An 18,214-nucleotide genomic window follows, 5' to 3' on the forward strand; every position below is an offset into this window, starting at 1 on the left:
TTCAGAACACCTCGATCAGCCGGGAGTAGACGCCGAAGATCCCGAGCACCACGGGGACCATGGCCACCACGGCCGCCGACTCGAGCAGGTCACCGATGCGGCGGACCCGGGCCCTGGTGTGCTCGGGCGGATCCACCACCAGCACGACGACCGGCACGGCCAGCGCCGCCGCGGCCACCGCCAAGGCCCCGGCCGGCGCAGCGGTGGCGGCCCAGCGCCACCACAGCACCGCGAGGATCGCGCCGGCGGCGGCGAGCAGGGAGATGACCTCGGCGGCCAGCGGGAACATCCGGGAGCGTACGAGCAGGACCGTCACCAGCAGTGCCGTCAGCGTCACGGTCCACGCCGTGAGCTGGGCCACGAGGAGAACCCCGGCCAGCACGGCGGCGGCCGCGGTGGCCAGCACCGCGATGATCAAGGAGCCGTGAGCGGCGTCGAGTGCGGCCCGGACCTCGCGGCGGGCCACCGGCCGGTCCTCCACCCTGCGGTCGTCGAGCATCGCCAGCCCGGACGAGGACAGCGCCAACCGGGGCAGCATCCCGATGACGAGCACCACCACGACGGCGAGCACGCCGCCGAGCCGGGACCCGGCGAGCCCCAGAGCACTCCCGGCCGCACACACCGTCGCCAACGACAGCATGCTCGTCCCACCGGCCAGCGCGGCCTTGCCACGCTCGGCGTTGACGCCGGTGAGCACGACCGTCAGCCCGAGCGCCGCGGTCACGGCGATGACCCGCCACACCGGCGACCAGCCGTACCCGTCGGCCCAGGCCCACGCGGCCAGCGGCAGCGCTACCCCCGCACCGGCGATCAACGCCGTCCCCAGCGGACGCAGAGCCCGGCCACAGGCCGTTCCGGCCAGGCCGAGGACCAGCCCGCAGGCGCCGGCGCCGGCCGCGACCGCCGCCGGATCGGTGTGCCGGTACGCGAACAGCGCCGCGAGTGCCACGACCGCGGCGAGCCCGGCCGTGGCGACCCAGCGGCGTACGGCCGGACTCCAGCGGGTGGCGCGCCGGTCCAGGTCGTCGGCGGTCTCCTCGGTGACATCGTGAATGACCGGAGCCGGCGGCAGATCCTCGGCGCCGGTGAGCCGCAGCACCGCCCCGTCGGCGACACCGACCGCCTCCAGGGTGTCACCGTCACCGAGCACGACCCCGCCGACGGTGACCAGCCGGCGTAGCCGGGCCGGATGGGCCGCCTCTTCACCGACGACATCGAGCAGATCCGGCAGCAGGCGGCCGACGGGTTCGGCCGCCGGTAGCAGCATGTCGACCCGCCGCGACCCACCGATCACCGTCACCCGGGTGTAGCCGACGCTCATCGGCCACCACCCGGCGCGGATACGGAACTCCGCTGCTCTTGCTCGGCACGCTGGGCAAGCTGATCCTGCAGGAAGGACCAGCCGACACATCCCGCGCAGATCACCGCCGCGACAGCGGCGCCGGCGACGAGCCGGCCCAGCAGATTCGAGGCGGCCCGCCGCGTCCGCAGCGTCCCCCAGAGCAGCGCATCACGCAGCCGCCGGCGACGCACCGCCACCGACTCGAGCAACTGCGCGTCGAAGTCCCGCGCCACTGACACCTCCCCAGGTCCCCGTCGCCCGTGAGGCTACCCACCCGCGACCGGGTTGTGCCTCCCCGCTCACTCGCACCGGCACCGTCGAGCCGGGCGTTCGGCGGGCTTGTTCCCGCCTGCGCACGGGGCTCCGGCAGGCGGCCGGCCGACGGACTCGCTGCGTTCGCAGCCGGATGATAGGAATGAACGGTGACCCCGTCGCAGCACGAAGATCCGGCAAGCAATGTCCGCGCCCTGGTGGACGACCTTCTGCCGGTCCTCCTGCCGGGAGCGAGCGTTGCGCCGGGCCGCGATGAGGTGCTCATCCCGGTGTCCGGCGGCCGTGCCCGGGTCTCCCTCACTCCGCTCCTGCACCGCTGCCAGGATCAGCCACACCACACGTGGCCTCAGCTCCTGGCCGACTGGGTCGCCGCGATCCGCCGCGAGTTGCCCCAGGACGTCGACGCCGACGACCTCGGGCCGGTCGACGTCGAGCGGCTCCGCGTACGGCTCGTGCCGTCGGCCGCATCCGCCGCGACCAGCGACTACGTCGCACTGCCGTTCGGTGAGCACTTCACCGCGACCGTCGTCGTCAACCGTCCCGCGCGGCTCGACGTGCTGACTGTCGCGCAGAGCCGGCAGCTGGGACGCGAGCCTGACGACCTGTTCCGCCTCGCCATGCGGCAGACCGTGCAGCACGAGCTGGCCGGCCTGGACCTCCGCGATCACGAACTGCCCGGGGGCGGGTCGGTGCGCCTGCTCGCCGGAGACGGCAACCCCTTCGTCACCACCACGCTGTTGTCCCTCAAGCGGTTCCTGCCGGACAACGCGACCCACGGCGCACTGGTCGCCACGCCGCGCTACAGCGCGGTGATGCTGCACCGCGTGGATGCGCGGCTGCACGACAACGCCGTGGCCTTCTACCGGCTGGCGAGCTCCATGTTCAGCGCGGCGGACGATCCATGCTCGGACACGATCTTCTGGTGGCATGACGGCGAGCTCCACCCACTGCGGGTGGTCACAGCGGACGACGGGAGCGCCCTGGAGGTACGGGTGCCCGAAGCGCTGACGCCCGTGCTGAACCAGTTGGGCGACATCCGCTGACGGGCACGTCCAGCGAGGCCGGCGCTACGCGGCCGGTGTTGTCTCCAGCTTCTGCGCGGCCAGATCCTGCTGCCGGCGTTCCGTGAGGAACTGCAGGGCGGCGTCGCGCCCGCTCTCGTTCCACACCTCGCGTAGCCGCTCGTAGAACGCCGCCTGCTCCAGCAACTGCTGTGCGCCCTTCTTCGAGGACCCTTCGGCGCGCTCCCGGCAGAGCGTCACGAGCTGCTCTGCCGGCTCTACGGGTGAAGCCGTGCCGTTGACCACGCGCCAGCCCGGTAGCTGGTGCCAGTGCGTGCGACGCCGGCGCGGATCCTGCGCGAAGTCCCGTTCGGCCACGTCGGCGAGACGCTCCACCGGCCAGCTGTCGATCTTCTCCAGGCCGGCACCGAGCACGAACTGCCGCACCTGCTCATCCGCATCGTCCGCGAGCAGGTCGACCGTGCGAGGGCCCGAGCGCACCTCATCCATGCGGATGCCGTAGGTCATCACCCAGCTGGTGAAGGGTACGACGAGGGGCTGCACGCCGGCGGAGACCCAGCCCTCCGCGCGCGTGGGAGAGTCCGCATAGCCGATCCAGGCCAGCGCCCAGTCCACCGGCTCGCGGGTGAGCACCGTGTCCGGCCCGGTTCCGCGGACCGACCAGTCTCCCGGCAGGTGAGGTCGCAGCTCGGTCAGGATGTTCCGCCACCGCCGGGCCTTGTCAGCAGACGACATGCAAACCTCTCGGAACGTACGGGGTTGAGCGGTGGGCCAGTTTATCCACCCAGGGGACGCTGGGTCGGACGAAGCTCCTCGGGCGCGTCGGGCAGATTCAGCAGCCGCTTCACCTGCTCGGACCAGCCCGGCTTGATGCCGGTCTTGAGGCCCGTCTTGAGGTCGTAGGCGTGCACGACCTCCCACTCGAGGTCACCGGTCACCGGATCACGGACCTCCCGCTCGAGAATGACATCCGGCCGGAACTCCTGATCGCGAACCCTCGGCGTCTCGATACCGTTCGCGTCGTAGCCGACCTCGGAGCGCAGCCGGAACCCGCTGCTCTCGTCGAGCATGCCCGCCGCTTCGGCGTCGATCGCGCGGGCGAGGTAGCTGTGTGCCTCGGTGCCCAGCGCCGTGCGCTCCACGATCTCCCGGGCCACCGGCTCGGGGTAGCGCTCCAAGAACGCCTCGTACTGCCGCTGGTAGCCCTCCTTCTGGAGCAGGGTGTCCTTGTTCTGCTCGACGTAGTCCCACGCCTCGTCGGACATCTCCTGCAGCCGCCCGGCGACTTCCTTGCGCGCTTTCTGGATCTCCGCCAGGGTCGCCGGGTCGTGCTTGTCGAGATCCGGATCATTCTGCGGGCGCTGCGGGTCCGGGCCATCGCCGGCATCGGGCTCATCCGGGCGGTTCGGCGGCTCGTCGCCACCGCCCCCGGGACCTCCGTCACCTCGTGGCGCGCCGTCGCCGGCGTCGTCGGCACCCCGGCCCGCGTCACCGGCGTCGTCAAGACCCCGGCCCGCGTCACCGGCGTCGTCAAGACCCCGGCCCGCGTCACCGGCGTCGTCAAGACCCCGGCCCGCATCGCCGGCGTCGTCAAGACCCCGGCCGACGTCGCCCAGGTCTCCTAGCGGGCCGTACCCTCCGCCGCGTGCGCCCGGGGGCGGGAGGTCCACGCCGGTGGGGCCGCCGCCGCGTCCGGCGCCGGCCAGTGCCGGTTCCTCGACCCGTACGGGAGGCTGCTCGCCGCGGCCCACGAGGTCGTCGCCGGGCGTCGCCCGGTCGGCGCTCGCCGCGATGTCGTCGGCCTGCTTCAACGCCAGCTCCAGCGCCGGGTCGGCCTTGACCACGTCACCGAGCGCGGCGTCGATCTGCTTGGCCAGGTCACCGACCGTCGGCAGGTCGTCGACCTTGCCGACGTCCGCCACGTTGCCCAGGTCGTCGCCGAGCTTCCCGAGATCGCCGACCTTGCCCGCGTCCGCGGCCGCATTGCCGGCCTTCGCCGCATCCGCCGCTTTACCTGCGTCCGCGCCCGCGGCCGCGCCCTTGCCGGCCTTACCGAGCGTGCCGACCTTCGCCGCGGCCAGCGGCAGAGTGACGACGTTGTAGAGCACGTTGCCGAACGCCCTGGCCGGGTCCTTGCTCCACTCGTCCCACGCCAGGAAGCTCTTGCCGAACTCCTTCCACGCCTTGAACGAGTTCTCCGTGTCGAAGATGAGCCCGCCGGTCAACGTCCACAGCCCGCCCCACGAGGCACTGAACGTGTCCCAGTCGAAGGGGTTGATCAGACCGAACAAGCCCTTGACGTCGCCCCACAGCCCGTCGACGACCACGCCCTTGCCGCCGGACCAGACCGCGTTCCAGGTGTCGACGTACCAGGGCTCGTCCTTCTCCTCGGACTTGCCCCACGGACGCTCGGCGTCGCCGGGCAACTGACCGGCGTCGAACCCGTACGCGTGGGCCTTGTCGCTGCCGTCGTCGACCGTCCACTGCGGACCGCCGTAGAGCCGGTTGATCCGGTTGGCCGTCTCCCGCTCGGCGGCCATCAACGCGGCGACCTGCGTGTCGACCTGGCTGATCAACTGGTTGTTCCGGTTGACCTTGTCGCCGTCCTCACGCCAGTCGTCGTCGCCGTCGATGCTCGACACGAACGCGCCGGCCTCACCCTTGAGCGCGGTGAGGCGGTTGGCGATCGGGCGCACCGTGGCCGCGTACTGCGCCAGCGCGGCACCGACCTCCTCGATGTCGTCGGCGACCGCGTCCGCACCCGTCTGCACCTGGGCGGTCATCCCGAACAGCTGGGCGGCCTCGGGTGCGTCGTAGAACGCCGACAGCCCCTGCCAGGTGCTGTGCACGTTCTGCCCGGTCGTGCGGAACGTGCCCCCGGCCGACTTCAACGCGGCGGCGTGGGTCTCCACCGCCCCCAGGTCGCCGCCGAACTCCGGAATCGCCTCCGGCTTGATGACCACGTGCTTCCCCCGTCGGTACCGGCCGTCAGCGGCCGCGGAAGTCGTTTCCCGGCGGCGGCGCGACCGCGTTGGCCTGCGCCGTCCGAGCCATCTCCAGATCGCCGTCGATGTACGCCTTGGTCGCGTTCACCGCGCCGGTCAACGCCCGGCCGGTGCGCTCCACCACGGCCTTCATCGCCGGCGCCTTGTGCTGGGCGAAACCGGCCAGCGCACCCGCGACGATCTCGCTGCCACACGCGCCGGCCGCACCCTCCAGCGCGGCGCCGTACTTCGTGGCCGCGGTCTCGAAGCCCTTGGCCGCCTCACCGGTCCGCGTCACCACCCCCGCCACCCCGGGCGGGTCGATGTCCCATCTGCTCACGCTCGGCCTCCGACGACCTCAGACACTTCGGCTTCACCAACTCCCACGTCATCGACGTGGGCAACGGTTCAGCCGATCGCGTCGACGGCCGCCTTGGCGCGCGACAGCGTGCTCTGCGCGGTCTCGTCGTTGCGCTGCAACGTGGTACGCACCAGCGCGATGATCGAGCGCACCTCGGCGGCGGCGCTGTTCCACCGGACTTCCTTGTCGTGATACTGCTCGGCGACGCCGTCGGCCAGGAAGTCGGCCATCGCCGCCTTCACCGCGGCGTCCCGGTCGTTGATCAGCACCTCGAGCCGGGCCACCACGGCCTGCAGGTTGCCCTGCGCCTCGCTGGACGTGGCCATGTCGAAGCTACGACGGTCGGAATTCATCCCTGCACTCCTCGCCTCGGGAAAAGAAGGTCAGCGGCCGGCGCCGAAACGGGCGGCGTCGAAGTTCGCCGCGCCCTCGGTACTGCTCGCGTTCGACGCCATGTCCTGCTCGCCCTCGCGGAACGACGTGTCCATGCCGCCGATGCCGCCGAGGATCGCCGACAGGGAACGGTTCAGCTCCCCGGTGATCTCGTCCGCACGCATCTTGAAGCGGTCGAAGGCGGCCTTCCCGGCACCGTTGAAGTTGCCCTCCAACGGGGAGGCGGCCTGCACCAACTGCTTGATCAGAGCGCCCAGCTCCTCGTTCGAGCCGCTCGTCTTGGTCCGCAATGTCCCCAGCGTCTCGGCACCCATGTCGAACTTCTGGCCCATGAACGCTCAACCTCCCCCATGGATCAACTCGTCGCAGTGCAGCACGAAGTGTAGTGCAGCGGGTCGATGACTGACACTGCGGAATACTTCTGGCACACCACCGATGCCAGGAAGTCCGCGTCACCGTAGGGAACAAATCGCCGCGCGAAAAGCCGGTTCGGTACCGGTTCGCCGGCGCGGAGGATCACGGGACGTGACACCGCTGCGGCGGTGCGTCCTGCCCTGCTACGGAAGTCCGGCGTGCAGACCGAGTTCGGCCTGCTCGTCTTGGCTGAGATAGTCGGTCGCAAGGCGTCGCGCGACGTAGTCGACCAACGACGTCGAGGTGGGGATGTCCGGGTCGGCGGTGTGCCCGGCGGGCTCGAACCGCTGGTTGAGCAGACCGCGGACGACCTCGCGCAGCGGCACGTCGTGCTGCAGGGCCAGCGAGGTCATCATGGACAGCGCCTCACACAGACCGGACAAGGTGGAGCCCTGCTTGCTGACCCGCAGGAACACTTCGCCGGGGCGCCCGTCCGGCAGCTCGGTGACGGTCAGGCTGCCCTCGGCGCCGGCGAGGTCGAGATCGTAGGTGACGCCGCGACGCGAGCGAGCCGGGCGCTGCCGTACCGGGCCGACCGGCGGGACGCCTCCGGTGCGGGCCGCGGGCACGGCCATCGGCCGGCGGACGTCGGCGCCCTGCCCCACGGCGATGCTCATACGCTCCTCCGGATCTCTGGGCGTCGGCGTGCCCACGCTCCTGACCACACGCCTATGTATGCGCGTTGCGCCGCGCGCGATCATGCATGCTAGTACAAACGTTCTAACGCCGGTATGGTGACGCGGTGACTGTCACAAGCACCGCCGAAGAAGATCCGCCGCCGTGGCCGGCACGTCGAGCTCGTGCCGCGCAATGCGCACCGTGACGTCATCGACGGCGACGAAGAGGTCGTCCTCGGCAAGGTCGCCTGCGTCCTGCGGCCTACTGACCAACGTACGTAGCCCTGCACGGCCCACGACGACGTACCGGGGGCCGGGTGCTCGCCGCAAGCTGTTGTCGACGTCCTGCCGGCGATCGGCGGGAGGAGTGATGTCCTGGTGACAGTTCTGTTCGACGCCGAGGTGCCGGTCCACTACGGCTTCATCTGGCTGTCCTCGGTCGAGGATCTGCCGGAGTTGATGGAGACGAGGGCGGGGCAGCGCAACGGGCTCTGCGGCGCGGCCTTCCCCGGCGTGCTGTCGATGGTCACCGGGCTGCACACCGGACGGGTTCCGTTCGTGGTGCAGTGGCACGACACCGCGCCGGACCTCGACACGAGCTGGGAAGAGGTCGTCGAGGTCCCGTTCACCGCCCAACAACGGGAACTCTCGCTCTCGTCGTTCCAGGACTGGTTCGACGTGACGCTGCCTGCCGCAGGCAGCCTGCGTGCCCGCTTCTGTGCGAACAGGATGGACGAGGCTCACGGCCAGGACACGCTGATGGACGAGGCGACGATCGACCGCTACCTGCTGGCGCTGTGGCCCGCCGACCCGGCCCCGGACGAGATCGTGCGGCAGACCAGCGCCATAGCGGCGTACTGGCATCGTGAGGCGCAAACCGTCCGGCTGCCCAGCGCCGAAGAACGCGCCGCCGAGGCCCGCGCTCGCGCCGAACAGGAGCGGCGGGAACACGAGCAGATGCTGGCCGAATACGAGAAGCGGCAGTGGGGCGGACGCCGGCCCAGCCCCCGGCTGCGGGAACTGGGCGGCAACGTGCTGGCGGTCGCGCAAGCGCATCGGGATATGCTCGACGCGTTCGAGGCGCTCGACCCGGACACCCAACGCGCCGCGGCCCGCTGGCTGGCTCGTCGTGCCTTCGAGATCGCCGAACTCGACCGCGTCGACTGGGCCCGCCCCGCGCTGGACGCTCTCGACCAGGGCCTCCCGCTGCCGGAACCCTTCACCGACCACGAATCAGTGTTTCCGCTGCTGTACGCGGACGCGACGGACGCCACGGTGAGCGTCGAGTGGCGGGTCACCGGATTCGACGACAACGCACCACACCGGCCGGAGCTGCCCATCCATCGGCCTTCTTTCGCGGTCCCGGCGATCTTCGCCGCCACCGACCCGGACCCGTTGCAGGCACTCGTCGAAACGTTCAGCCACGCGGAAGCGACGTTCCACGACCGCAGCGAGGAACTCCTCGCCGACCTACGGCAGCGCCTCTGGCCCGCCGGCTAGGACCGCACGGATAGTCGCCCCAACTCCCTTCCCGTGGTGCCTCGGCGGCCGAGGCTCGAAACATCCACCGGGCCGCCTGTCCCGCCGGCCGGCGGCCGTTGTTGTCATACCTCGCGCTTACGCTGCGGGCGGCGGTGGTGTTCGAGCTGGTGGGAGGAGCCGGTGCGGCGGGAGGCGAGCGTCGCCCATGTGGATCTCGATGCGATGTTCGCCGCCGTGGAACAGCGCGACAAAGTCTCACTGCGGGGCAAACCCGTCATCGTCGGCGGCGTGGGGGGACGCGGGGTGGTGGCGACCGCCTCGTACGAGGCAAGGGTGTTCGGGGCGCGCTCCGCGATGCCGGTCGCGCAGGCCCGCCGGTGTTGCCCGCCCGGCACGGCGTTCCTGTCGCCGCGCGGCGCGGCGTACCGAAAGACCAGCAACGTCGTCATGGCGCTCCTGGGCGAGGTGTCGCCGCTGGTGGAGCAGGTCTCCATCGACGAGGCCTACCTCGACCTCGCCGCCGGCGGCCACGACCCGTCCGTCGCCGCCGTCACCGCGCTGATGCGGCAGGTCAAGGACGCCATCGCCGCGGCCACCGGCGGGGTCACCGCATCCATCGGGGTCGGCACGTCGAAGCTGGTCGCGAAGATCGGCTCCGACCTGGACAAGCCCAACGGGCTCACCATCGTCGCCCCCGGCGATGAACAAGCGGTCCTGCATCCGCTGCCCGTCGGCCGGCTGCCCGGCGTCGGACCGGCCACGCAGGACCGGCTCCGCCGCTCCGGGATCCACACCATCGGGGACCTGTCGCGGGTATCGCTCACGGATCTGGTGGACCGGTTCGGCCAGGCCCACGGCAACGGGCTGTTCCGCCTCGCTCGCGCCGACGACAACCGCAAGCTCGTCGCGGAACGCGAGGCGAAATCCGTGTCGGCGGAGGACACCTTCGACACCGACGTCACCGACCGGGCCCGGCTCGGCACCGAGATCGACCTGCTCGCCGCCCGGGTAGGAGGCCGGCTCCGCACCGCCGGTCTGTCCGGGCGCACGGTGACGCTGAAGGTACGGCACTACGACTTCACCACCATCACCCGCTCGAGCACCCGGGCACAGCCCACCGACGACCCGCGGCTCATCGCCCAGCTCGCGCGGACGCTGCTCGCGGACGTCGACACCGCGACCGGGATCCGGCTGCTCGGCGTCGGCGTGACCACGCTCGCCGACTTCGTCCAAGACGACCTGTTCACGGACACCGTCAATGACACCGACAGCCATGACGGCCCTCCCCCGGAGCCAGCAGATGCCGCCGTGATACCGGCGTCCACCACCCCGCTGTCGTGGCGCCCCGGCCAGGACGTCCGCCACGAACAGTACGGCCCCGGCTGGGTCTGGGGCAGCGGCCTGGGCCGCGTCAGCGTCCGCTTCGAGGGTCCTACCACCCCGCCCGGACCGGTGCGGACCTTCCCCATCGACGACGCGCGCCTGCATCCCGCCGACCCGCCGGACTGGACAGCACCGCTCCGGCCCACAACTTGAGCGCGTCGATGCAGCGCAGGCCCCCTACGCAGGCGGGTATCGCTTAGGATTACGTGCTTCGCCCAGGTACCCTGGCCGTCGCGGGCCGCTAGCTCAATGGCAGAGCTGAGGACTTTTAATCCTTAGGTTCGGGGTTCGAGTCCCCGGCGGCCCACCTCAACCGGCTCTGACCTGCGTCGCCGCTGCGGGCAGACGGTCGCTCAACGGTTCGGTTACCGCTTTGTTACCGAAATTGCCTTACAGGTGTTCGGCGACGGACGACTTGTCGCCCCGGGGGTCGCGCCCAAGGTACACGCTTGCAGTCATCGCCGGATCGGCGTGGCCGAGCTGATCGGCAATGCAGCGATGGGCACTCCGGCCTGGTCAAGCAGCGTGGTCACAGTCCTCCCGGCGGAGCGAGCGTGCTTCGTTGATGCGGACTCCTGTTCCGGCCATGAAGGCAAGAAGGTCCGCGACATCTGTCGCTTGCGTCGGGTGGGCGGCGAGATGGTCTCGCTGAGTGCACTCTTGTCCGCGTACCCGATGAGCGAGTCACGTTCCTCTCGGGTCAGCGCCCGGGTGGTGTCGCGCGCCCTGGTCTCTGGTTTGTCGACCTGGCAGGTGACGGGCGGATCTCGTGCAGGGCGTTGCGTGGCAAGACACCGTTCTCCACGGCGAGACGGAGGATGCCAGAGACGATGCTCTTCGCCATCTCGGCTGAGGAGGTGCGCCGTCCCGCGCTCGCTCGATGGCCTGACTCAAGTTCTCCGGCAGAGGTCAACGCTGGTCTGGTGCAGCTCACCAACAACGACGGACTGGTCAAGCGAGTCGTGGAATTCGGCATCGTGGCCAGCGGGTCGTATCACTTGCATGCCCTCGCCGACAAGGTTGACAGAGTGATCGAGCAGTCGAAGGGAACAGTCGCTTCGGGCCTTGGCCGCGTCAGCGAGGTAACCACTCAACCGAGGAAGCCGGCCATCGGAGAACACGGTCAGAAGTACTTCCAGCTAGGCGCTCAATTCACCTTCATCAGTCAGGCGCCTACCGAATGATCCATGGGCGGGGAGGCGAGAAGCAGCGGCACTCGCTTCCTCGCTCAATAGAGACATCCCCGGGACCGGCAGCTTGCACCTCAGCGACTGATCGACACGGACTCAGCCACAACGACTTGGAAACTGTGGCAAAGTGCGGGCTGCTGAACCTGGCGGTCCCTTATGCGCGTCAGGGGGTCACAGTCCCTCTCGCGTTATCGGCTGTCTTCCTCCGCTTGACGTCTGGCTTTGTCGGCCTCCACGCGGTGCCACTCCGCGTCACGTTGGTGCTCGGCAGCATGAGCAGGATCAACGGACGCCGCCTCCTCGTGTGCCTGTTGCGCAAGCTCATGGCCCCTTGCCGCGCTCCAGTGCGCGGCGGCCGCCCGCGCACGGCTGGCCTCTGCCAGCTCGGCAGCGCGGGAGGCGGACTGAGTATCCGACACCGCCTGCACCTTTCCAGGCTGGTCGACATTGCTCAGGCGCTCGCCGATCTCCCGGCTCCGTTCATGAGCCTCAGCTGCACGCTGGGCTGCCTGCCCCCCCCGCTGGTGAGCCTCCGCCGCCAGCTCATTCCAAGACCGCTCGTCTGGCTCCACGCCAACCGCCCTTCGCCGCCAAGCTCGTGACGACCTACCAAGCGCGCGGTAGCGTCACCTGCCACAACGATACGTCTCAGCCCTGTCGCTGACTGTCGGTGGATCGATGGTCGCGCCAACGGCTGATGCGTCCACGAGTCGCCGCGTCCACACATCCGGTTCTGGCCCGCCGATGTCCGCCCAGATGCGCGCATTGGCGCCGGCAAACGCTGTCACCGCGGCACGATGGGCGACGCGCCAGGCCGGTACCGCGCCCGGAATGAGATCACCTTCGCGTCAGAGTCGCACTACCCCGAGTCGGTGGAGTCCCCAGTCATCGTGATCTGCGACTTCGAGGTCAAGCACGCCGACGTCGTGGGGCTCGTCGCCGGCGAGCTACGCGAGCGACACCCAGGGGCAGAGCTGTACTTCGCCGTGTTCGGAATCATGACCAAGGGTGAATCCCTGGAGGTCGATGGTTTCGACGACCTCACCGGCAGCACAATCATGCAGGCGGCGAAGTTCGAGGCGGTCTTCATCGCCGCGACGATGAGCCCTCCGGGCATCGAACCGCCGTTGAGCTTCGCTGAGCAGATAGAGCGATTGCGATGGACGAGGCCAACGACATCCCCGATCTCGCAGCCAGGATCGCCGCGACGGTACGCGGTGTGATGTTGGACCTGCGTCCCCGGCTCTGACCGGGCGGCGTGGCGAGAGCGAGAACCTGCGCCACGAGGACAACTTCCTGTCCGAGCATGACCTGTGGATGCACCGCCGCTATCGCGAACTGCTCACCCCGATCCTCGGCTCGTTCGTCTATGCCTCCGAGGAGGCCGAGCCCGAGGTGATCGGGGCCGATCCCGATCCTGACCTCTGCGTACTGGTCGATCCGCTCGACACCAGCGAACTGGCCGTGCGCGGTCTCCTCGGCTACACGCACGTCATGGTCTACTCCCGCGCCGCCGCTCAGCCCGTCGTCGCGGTGGTTGGCGACATCTTCCACCACCTCCAGCTCTACGTCGGCGCCCGCGACGAGCACGGCACCGACCGGGCCTTCGTCATCACGGCCGATTCCCAGGCGTACGAGCCGCGACAGCACACGAAGAAGCCGCGGGCTTCGCCGTGGCAGGCGCCGGACTGTCGCGCGCGCCCACCGCATCCGGCGTACGGCGGCGTCCGCTGCCGGGTGGCGCAATCCGGCCATTCCGGTGATGACCGGCATACCGGCGGACACCGTTGACACCGGGGCCACGCCGGCGGGCCCCGTACCGGCATCGGTACAGGGCCGCCGGTCAGCGGGCAGCAGGCGCCGCAGAACACCCTTGGCCGTGGCGCCGGCCCAGTACGACTGCACCAGGTGCGAGCCGGCGGCGATGTCGGCCCCCGCCAGAGCCGGACCCACGAACTGGGCGACCCGCTGCTACTTCGCGATCCGCTCCGGGGTCCGCTCGGTGGTGTGGTCGCGTAGGCCACGTCGATGCCAGGCCGCTCGCAGCAGAGGGTGGGTTTCTCCGTGGGGGGAAGGGGCATACCGCGCGCATGTCTGAGAATCGGCGTCCTTATCTCGACGACAGCCTGGGACTGGCGGTGCAGGGCTACTCCTGGCTTCCGGGGCGGTGGCGCCGCGCCGGTACGGCGAGCGCCGTGCAGACCCGGCTGATGGGCCGCCGTGCGGTCGGCTTGCGCGGGCCGGAAGCGGTGCGGTTCTTCTATGACGAGGCGCATGTACGGCGGCACGGCGCGATTCCCGAGCCGGTACAGGGCACGCTCTTCGGCCACAGCGCCATCCAAACGCTCGACGGCCTGGATCACCGCAACCGCAAGATGATGTTCCTGTCGGTGCTGAAGGACGCGCGCCAGGTGGGCCGGCTTGCGCAACGCGCCGGGGAGCTCTGGGACGAGGCGGCCGAGGACTGGACGCGGCGGCCGCAGGTGGTGCTCTTCGACGAGTCCGCTCGTGTGATCACCCGGGCGGTGTGTGAATGGGCCGGTGTTCCGCTCGCCGCCGCGGACGTGACACGAACGGCCGCCGACCTGACCGCGCTGGTGGACGGGTTCGCCACCCTCGGACCGCGGCACTGGCGGGCGCGCCGGGCCCGGGGACGCTGCGAGCGCTGGCTGGCCGACCTGATTCAGCAGGTACGCGACGGTGCGGTGACCGCGCCCGCCGACTCGGTGCTGGACCTCGTGGCCCGCCACACCGAGACAGACGGGCGGCTGATCGAGCGCAAGCGAGCGGCGGTGGAACTGCTCAACGTCATCCGGCCGACGGTCGCGGTGTCCTGGTACGTCAGCTTCGCCGGGCACGCGTTGCACCGTTGGCCGCAGCACCGGCAGCGGCTGCAGGCAGGTGATCGGGAATGGGCTGTCGCCTTCGCCCACGAGCTGCGCCGATTCTACCCGTTCGCGCCGTTCGTGGGTGGTCTGGCCGTCCGGGACCTGAGCTGGCGGGGCGAGCACATCCCGGCGGGCGCCATGGTGTTGCTCGACATCTACGGCCAGCACCACGACCCGGCGCTGTGGCCGGATCCGTACCGTTTCGATCCCGGACGTTTCCTCGACAAGGCGCCGGGCCGCGACGAACTGATCCCGCAAGGCGGCGGCGACCCGCACGCCGGCCACCGGTGCCCGGGCGAGGACGTCACCCTCGCGCTGCTGGCCACGCTGGTCATCCGGCTGGCCCGGCTCGACTTCGAGGTGCCGCAGCAGGATCTGACCATCTCACTGCGCCGGATTCCGGCCCTGCCTCGCAGCCGGGTGGTGCTCCGCGTGGCCGGCTCGGCCCGGTCCGAGGACGCGGTGGACGCGGTGCTTCATGCCACGCCGTACCGCTGACGAAGGGCCGGCCGTGGATCAGGAGCGGCAGGACGACAGCGGGTCTTCACCCCGGACCGGGATGCGGCAAGAGCCGAACACGGCGGACAACGGCCGGCCGCTGCCCGTGATCACTGACCTGGCCGAGCTGATCGAGCTGCTGGACGAGGCACCGGCCGAGGGCGGGTACTACGTGCGGTGGTCGAGGGGACCCGCGGTGGACCTGGTCGACGACCACGGCGGTTCCAGCCGGGACACCCTGACGGGTGTGCGCCTGCCGGGCCTGTCGGCCAACCCGCTCGCGGTGGAGGATTGGTGGGGCGACCGGTCCCGGCGGCTCTGGGCCGCCCGCCGGCTGTACGACTACCGCCACCTGCACCGCGACGGCGCACGCCCGTGGGTACTGGTGGGACAGGTCTGCGGGCGCGGCCCCGACAACGAGCCACTGGTGCGATGCCGGCGACCGATCGCCTGGGTGAGTGAGGCGGTTCTCGCCCAGGCGCAGGCGCTGGTCGAGCAGCAGTCGGCCGAGGGGTGGGGACCGCTCAACCGTAGCGGTGCGGACCCCGGGCCTCTCCCGGCGTGAATGTGGCATCCGGCGCGCGCACCGGAAGTACCGCGACTTCTCCGCGACGTCGCCGGCGTACGCGGCCGTCAGCCGATCCCGTGCGACTGCAGCCAGAGTTCGAGCAGGCCCAGCTGCCACAGTTTGTTGTAGCCGACCGGCGTGCGGTGCTTGTTCGGCTGCGCCAGCAGTTCTTCGACGTATTCCGGCCGGAACAGGCCGCGTTCCTTGGCGGCGGGGCTGTAGAGGGCTTTGGTGACCTGGTCGAGCACCGCTCCCTGCAGGTGGCGCAACGCCGGCACCGGGAAGTAGCCCTTGGGCCGGTCGATCAGCTCGGCCGGCAGGTGGCGCCGGGCGAGGTCCTTCAGTACGCCCTTGCCACCCTGCGCCACCTTCAGCTCCGGCGGGCAGGCCGCGGCCAGCGAGACGAGGTCCTGGTCGAGGAACGGCACCCGCAGTTCGAGCCCCCACGCCATGCTCATGTTGTCCACCCGTTTGACCGGGTCGTCGGGCATCAGCAGGTGCGTGTCGAGCCGCAGCACGGCATCGACGGCGGTGTCCGCACCGGGCGCGTTCAGGTGCTGTTCGATCACGGCGCGGCTGACGTCGTGGCGACACAGATGCTCCGGCTGCACCACCTCGGCCAGTTCGGCGTGGCTGCGGTCGGCGAAGGCCCGGATGAACGCGTCCGCCGCGGTGCCGCGCGGGATCCGGGCCAGCGGCTGGTGGTATCCGTAACCGCCGAACACCTCGTCGGCGCCCTGTCCGGACTGCGCCACCTTCACGTGCCGAGAGACCTCCTGCGACAGCAGGTGGAACGCGACCACGTCGTGGCTGCCCATCGGCTCGGACATCGCGGTGACGGCCTGTTCGACGGCGGATTGCAGGCGGACGTCCTCGATCGGGATGCGCGTGTGCTCGGTGCCGAAGGTACGGGCCGCGAGGTCCGAGTAGGCGAACTCGTCACCGGACTCCCCGCCGGCGCTGTCGAACCCGATGCTGAACGTCCGCAGGTCGCGTTGCCCGGCCTCGGCGGTCAGCGCGACGATGAGGCTGGAGTCGAGGCCGCCGGAGAGCAGGACCCCCACCGGCACGTCCGCGATCAGGCGCCGCTCGACGGCGACCCGCAACGCGCCGGTCAATGCCTCCTGCCAGTCGCCGGCGTCCATGCCGGCGTGCGCCGGATCGCGTACGTAGTCCGGGCGCCAGTAGATGTGGTCGCGGCTGCTTCCGTCGCGCTCGATGACGCGTACGGTGGCCGGCGGCAGCTTGCGGACGCCACGCAGGATCGTCCTGGGCGCGGGGACGATGGAGTGCCACGACAGGTAGTGGTGCAGGGCGACGGTGTCGATGCCGGTGTCCACCCCGCCGCCGGCGAGCAGGGCAGGCAGCGTGGAGGCGAACCGGACTCCGCTGCCGGACTCGGCGAGGTACAGCGGTTTGATGCCGAGCCTGTCCCGCGCCAGCACCAGCCGGCGACGGGTGCGGTCCACCACGGCGACGGCGAACATGCCGACCAGATGCTCGGCGAATCGTTCACCCCAACGGTGGTATGCGACCAGGACCACCTCGGTGTCGCTGTTCGAATGGAAGCCGTACCCGTAGCCCTCGAGTTCCGTGCGCAGCTCACGGTAGTTGTAGACGCAGCCGTTGAAGCTGATGCCGACACCGAGTTCGTCGGAGACCATCGGCTGGTGGCCGTTGTCGGACAGGTCGATGATGCTCAGCCGCCGGTGCCCGAGCATCACCCAGCCGTCGTCCCAGTGCCCGCTGCCGTCGGGTCCTCGTGATTGCAGCGCTTCGGTCATCCGTACGACCGCTCCGGCGTCGGGCCGTCCGCCGAAACTCACTTCACCGCTGATTCCACACATGCCGCCTGCTTTCTCCGATCCCCGGCCGCGCACCCCGGGGTGCCGGTCCGGCTACCCGTCGGAAGATCGATGAAACGGCCGGGATCGGCCGAGCACGGGGGCTGCGGCCGAACAGTCGCCCGTACGGATGCACCGGGTGCCGGCGTAGGTCCGGCCCGGCCGGGTATGCGTGATCGGACTCGGGGAGCCGATCACGGGGAAGGGCCCATGGCTAAGTCACAGCAACCGGAACGGGTATCCCCTCGGCGTCACGGGCCACTGGCCGACGCCCTCGTCGCCCTGGCGGAGACACCGGACCACGCTTCCGGCGTCGAGGAACGCCTGACTGCGATCGCGGCCCTGGCCGCTGACCGGATCGCGGCCGCGGACTACGCGTCGATCACGACACTGCAGGGCCACGAATACACCGCCGTCGCGACCACCAGCGACGTTGCCCGCGCCGTCGACGAGGCGCAGTTCGCCGACCGGGCCGGCCCCTGCCTCCAGGCGCTGGAGACCGGCGAACCGGTCGGGGTGCCCGACATCGCGGCGACGATGCACTGGCCCGGCTTCCACGAGGTGGCACCCGCTCTGGGCCTGCGCGCGTCCGTCTCGGTGCCGTTGTACACCGGGCGGGGCACACCGATCGCCGTGCTGAACCTTTACGGCCGCGACGACGCCGCGATGCAACCGCTGATCGCCGCGGTGGCCGAACTGTACGCCACCAGCCGTGGACTCGATCTGGACGCCGCAGGCCCACCGGTGTCCGACCCCGGAGCCGAGGAACTGCTCACCGGATACGCAAGCGCACTGTCCATACGCGCCACCATCCGGCTTGCTGTCGACGTCCTCGCCGGTTGCACCCGCAGCAGCACCGAGGACGCCTACACCGACCTGTGCGCGCGAGCCGCGGAGAAGGGAACCTCGCTGAGCCTTGCCGCGGCCGCCGTCCTGAGGCAGTGGCTGTGACCGG

At 70.4% G+C, this 18,214-nt stretch carries 18 protein-coding genes and 1 tRNA gene; 10 read left to right on the forward strand and 9 right to left on the reverse strand.

What is annotated here, in order from left to right; translation table 11 throughout:
• Position 1: 1 nt before the first annotated feature.
• Together eccD and IEY99_RS23305 are read right to left on the reverse strand one after the other, a co-directional pair.
• Positions 2–1,321 (reverse strand): type VII secretion integral membrane protein EccD, encoded by a 1,320-nt coding sequence (eccD, locus tag IEY99_RS23300; protein WP_189206150.1) that lies wholly within the window; start codon positions 1,319–1,321, stop codon positions 2–4.
• A complete protein-coding gene (locus tag IEY99_RS23305; protein WP_189206151.1) occupies positions 1,318–1,575 on the reverse strand; it encodes a hypothetical protein in 258 nt (85 codons plus the stop codon). Before IEY99_RS23305 ends, eccD begins: the two co-directional genes overlap by 4 nt.
• Positions 1,576–1,764: 189 nt before the next feature.
• Here IEY99_RS23305 and IEY99_RS23310 point away from each other — a divergent pair, with 189 nt between their 5' ends.
• Positions 1,765–2,658 carry a hypothetical protein gene (locus IEY99_RS23310; RefSeq protein WP_189206152.1) on the forward strand — a complete coding sequence of 298 codons (894 nt, stop codon included), beginning with the start codon at positions 1,765–1,767 and terminating at the stop codon, positions 2,656–2,658.
• 24 nt (positions 2,659–2,682) lie between these two features.
• Here IEY99_RS23310 and IEY99_RS23315 read toward each other — a convergent pair whose 3' ends face one another.
• The 6 genes from IEY99_RS23315 to IEY99_RS23340 all read right to left on the reverse strand — a co-directional run bounded on the left by IEY99_RS23315 (position 2,683) and on the right by IEY99_RS23340 (position 7,406).
• On the reverse strand, positions 2,683–3,372 hold the full coding sequence (locus IEY99_RS23315; protein WP_189206153.1) for a hypothetical protein: 690 nt from the start codon (positions 3,370–3,372) through the stop codon (positions 2,683–2,685).
• A 41-nt stretch (positions 3,373–3,413) separates the two neighbouring features.
• Positions 3,414–5,600, reverse strand: a complete 2,187-nt coding sequence (locus IEY99_RS23320) for a hypothetical protein (protein WP_189206154.1) — start codon at positions 5,598–5,600, stop codon at positions 3,414–3,416.
• Positions 5,601–5,625: 25 nt separating this feature from the next.
• Positions 5,626–5,961 (reverse strand): DUF6507 family protein, encoded by a 336-nt coding sequence (locus IEY99_RS23325; protein ID WP_189206155.1) that lies wholly within the window; start codon positions 5,959–5,961, stop codon positions 5,626–5,628.
• Between the two features lie 68 nt (positions 5,962–6,029).
• Complete coding sequence (locus IEY99_RS23330) at positions 6,030–6,335, reverse strand: pore-forming ESAT-6 family protein (RefSeq protein WP_189206156.1); 306 nt, start codon at positions 6,333–6,335, stop codon at positions 6,030–6,032.
• Between the two features lie 30 nt (positions 6,336–6,365).
• A complete protein-coding gene (locus IEY99_RS23335; RefSeq protein WP_189206157.1) occupies positions 6,366–6,707 on the reverse strand; it encodes a hypothetical protein in 342 nt (113 codons plus the stop codon).
• 225 nt (positions 6,708–6,932) lie between these two features.
• Positions 6,933–7,406, reverse strand: coding sequence for a TSCPD domain-containing protein (locus IEY99_RS23340; protein ID WP_189206158.1), 474 nt, complete (start codon positions 7,404–7,406; stop codon positions 6,933–6,935).
• Positions 7,407–7,784: 378 nt separating this feature from the next.
• On the opposite strand from IEY99_RS23340, the gene IEY99_RS23345 reads away from it, so the two are divergent.
• The 8 genes from IEY99_RS23345 to IEY99_RS23380 all read left to right on the forward strand — a co-directional run bounded on the left by IEY99_RS23345 (position 7,785) and on the right by IEY99_RS23380 (position 15,412).
• The gene (locus IEY99_RS23345) at positions 7,785–8,906 is read left to right on the forward strand and encodes a hypothetical protein (protein WP_189206159.1); all 1,122 of its coding nucleotides are present in this window, start codon (positions 7,785–7,787) and stop codon (positions 8,904–8,906) included.
• Positions 8,907–9,068: 162 nt separating this feature from the next.
• Positions 9,069–10,424 (forward strand): DNA polymerase IV, encoded by a 1,356-nt coding sequence (locus IEY99_RS23350; protein WP_189206160.1) that lies wholly within the window; start codon positions 9,069–9,071, stop codon positions 10,422–10,424.
• A gap of 82 nt (positions 10,425–10,506) precedes the next feature.
• Positions 10,507–10,578, forward strand: a tRNA-Lys gene (locus IEY99_RS23355).
• A gap of 523 nt (positions 10,579–11,101) precedes the next feature.
• A complete protein-coding gene (locus IEY99_RS23360) occupies positions 11,102–11,455 on the forward strand; it encodes a hypothetical protein (protein WP_189206161.1) in 354 nt (117 codons plus the stop codon).
• 803 nt (positions 11,456–12,258) lie between these two features.
• Positions 12,259–12,684, forward strand: a complete 426-nt coding sequence (locus IEY99_RS23365) for a hypothetical protein (protein WP_189206162.1) — start codon at positions 12,259–12,261, stop codon at positions 12,682–12,684.
• A gap of 94 nt (positions 12,685–12,778) precedes the next feature.
• Complete coding sequence (locus IEY99_RS23370; RefSeq protein WP_189206163.1) at positions 12,779–13,252, forward strand: hypothetical protein; 474 nt, start codon at positions 12,779–12,781, stop codon at positions 13,250–13,252.
• A 299-nt stretch (positions 13,253–13,551) separates the two neighbouring features.
• On the forward strand, positions 13,552–14,847 hold the full coding sequence (locus tag IEY99_RS23375) for a cytochrome P450 (RefSeq protein WP_189206164.1): 1,296 nt from the start codon (positions 13,552–13,554) through the stop codon (positions 14,845–14,847).
• Between the two features lie 61 nt (positions 14,848–14,908).
• On the forward strand, positions 14,909–15,412 hold the full coding sequence (locus IEY99_RS23380) for a DUF6098 family protein (protein WP_189206165.1): 504 nt from the start codon (positions 14,909–14,911) through the stop codon (positions 15,410–15,412).
• A 68-nt stretch (positions 15,413–15,480) separates the two neighbouring features.
• Here the strand turns inward: IEY99_RS23380 and IEY99_RS23385 are convergent, their stop codons facing one another.
• Positions 15,481–17,262, reverse strand: coding sequence for an N-acetylglutaminylglutamine amidotransferase (locus tag IEY99_RS23385; RefSeq protein WP_189206166.1), 1,782 nt, complete (start codon positions 17,260–17,262; stop codon positions 15,481–15,483).
• Between the two features lie 207 nt (positions 17,263–17,469).
• Here IEY99_RS23385 and IEY99_RS23390 point away from each other — a divergent pair, with 207 nt between their 5' ends.
• A complete protein-coding gene (locus IEY99_RS23390) occupies positions 17,470–18,210 on the forward strand; it encodes a GAF domain-containing protein (protein WP_189206167.1) in 741 nt (246 codons plus the stop codon).
• Positions 18,211–18,214 lie beyond the last annotated feature (4 nt).

This window comes from Couchioplanes azureus, assembly GCF_014648355.1.
Taxonomy (GTDB): Bacteria; Actinomycetota; Actinomycetes; order Mycobacteriales; family Micromonosporaceae; genus Actinoplanes; species Actinoplanes azureus.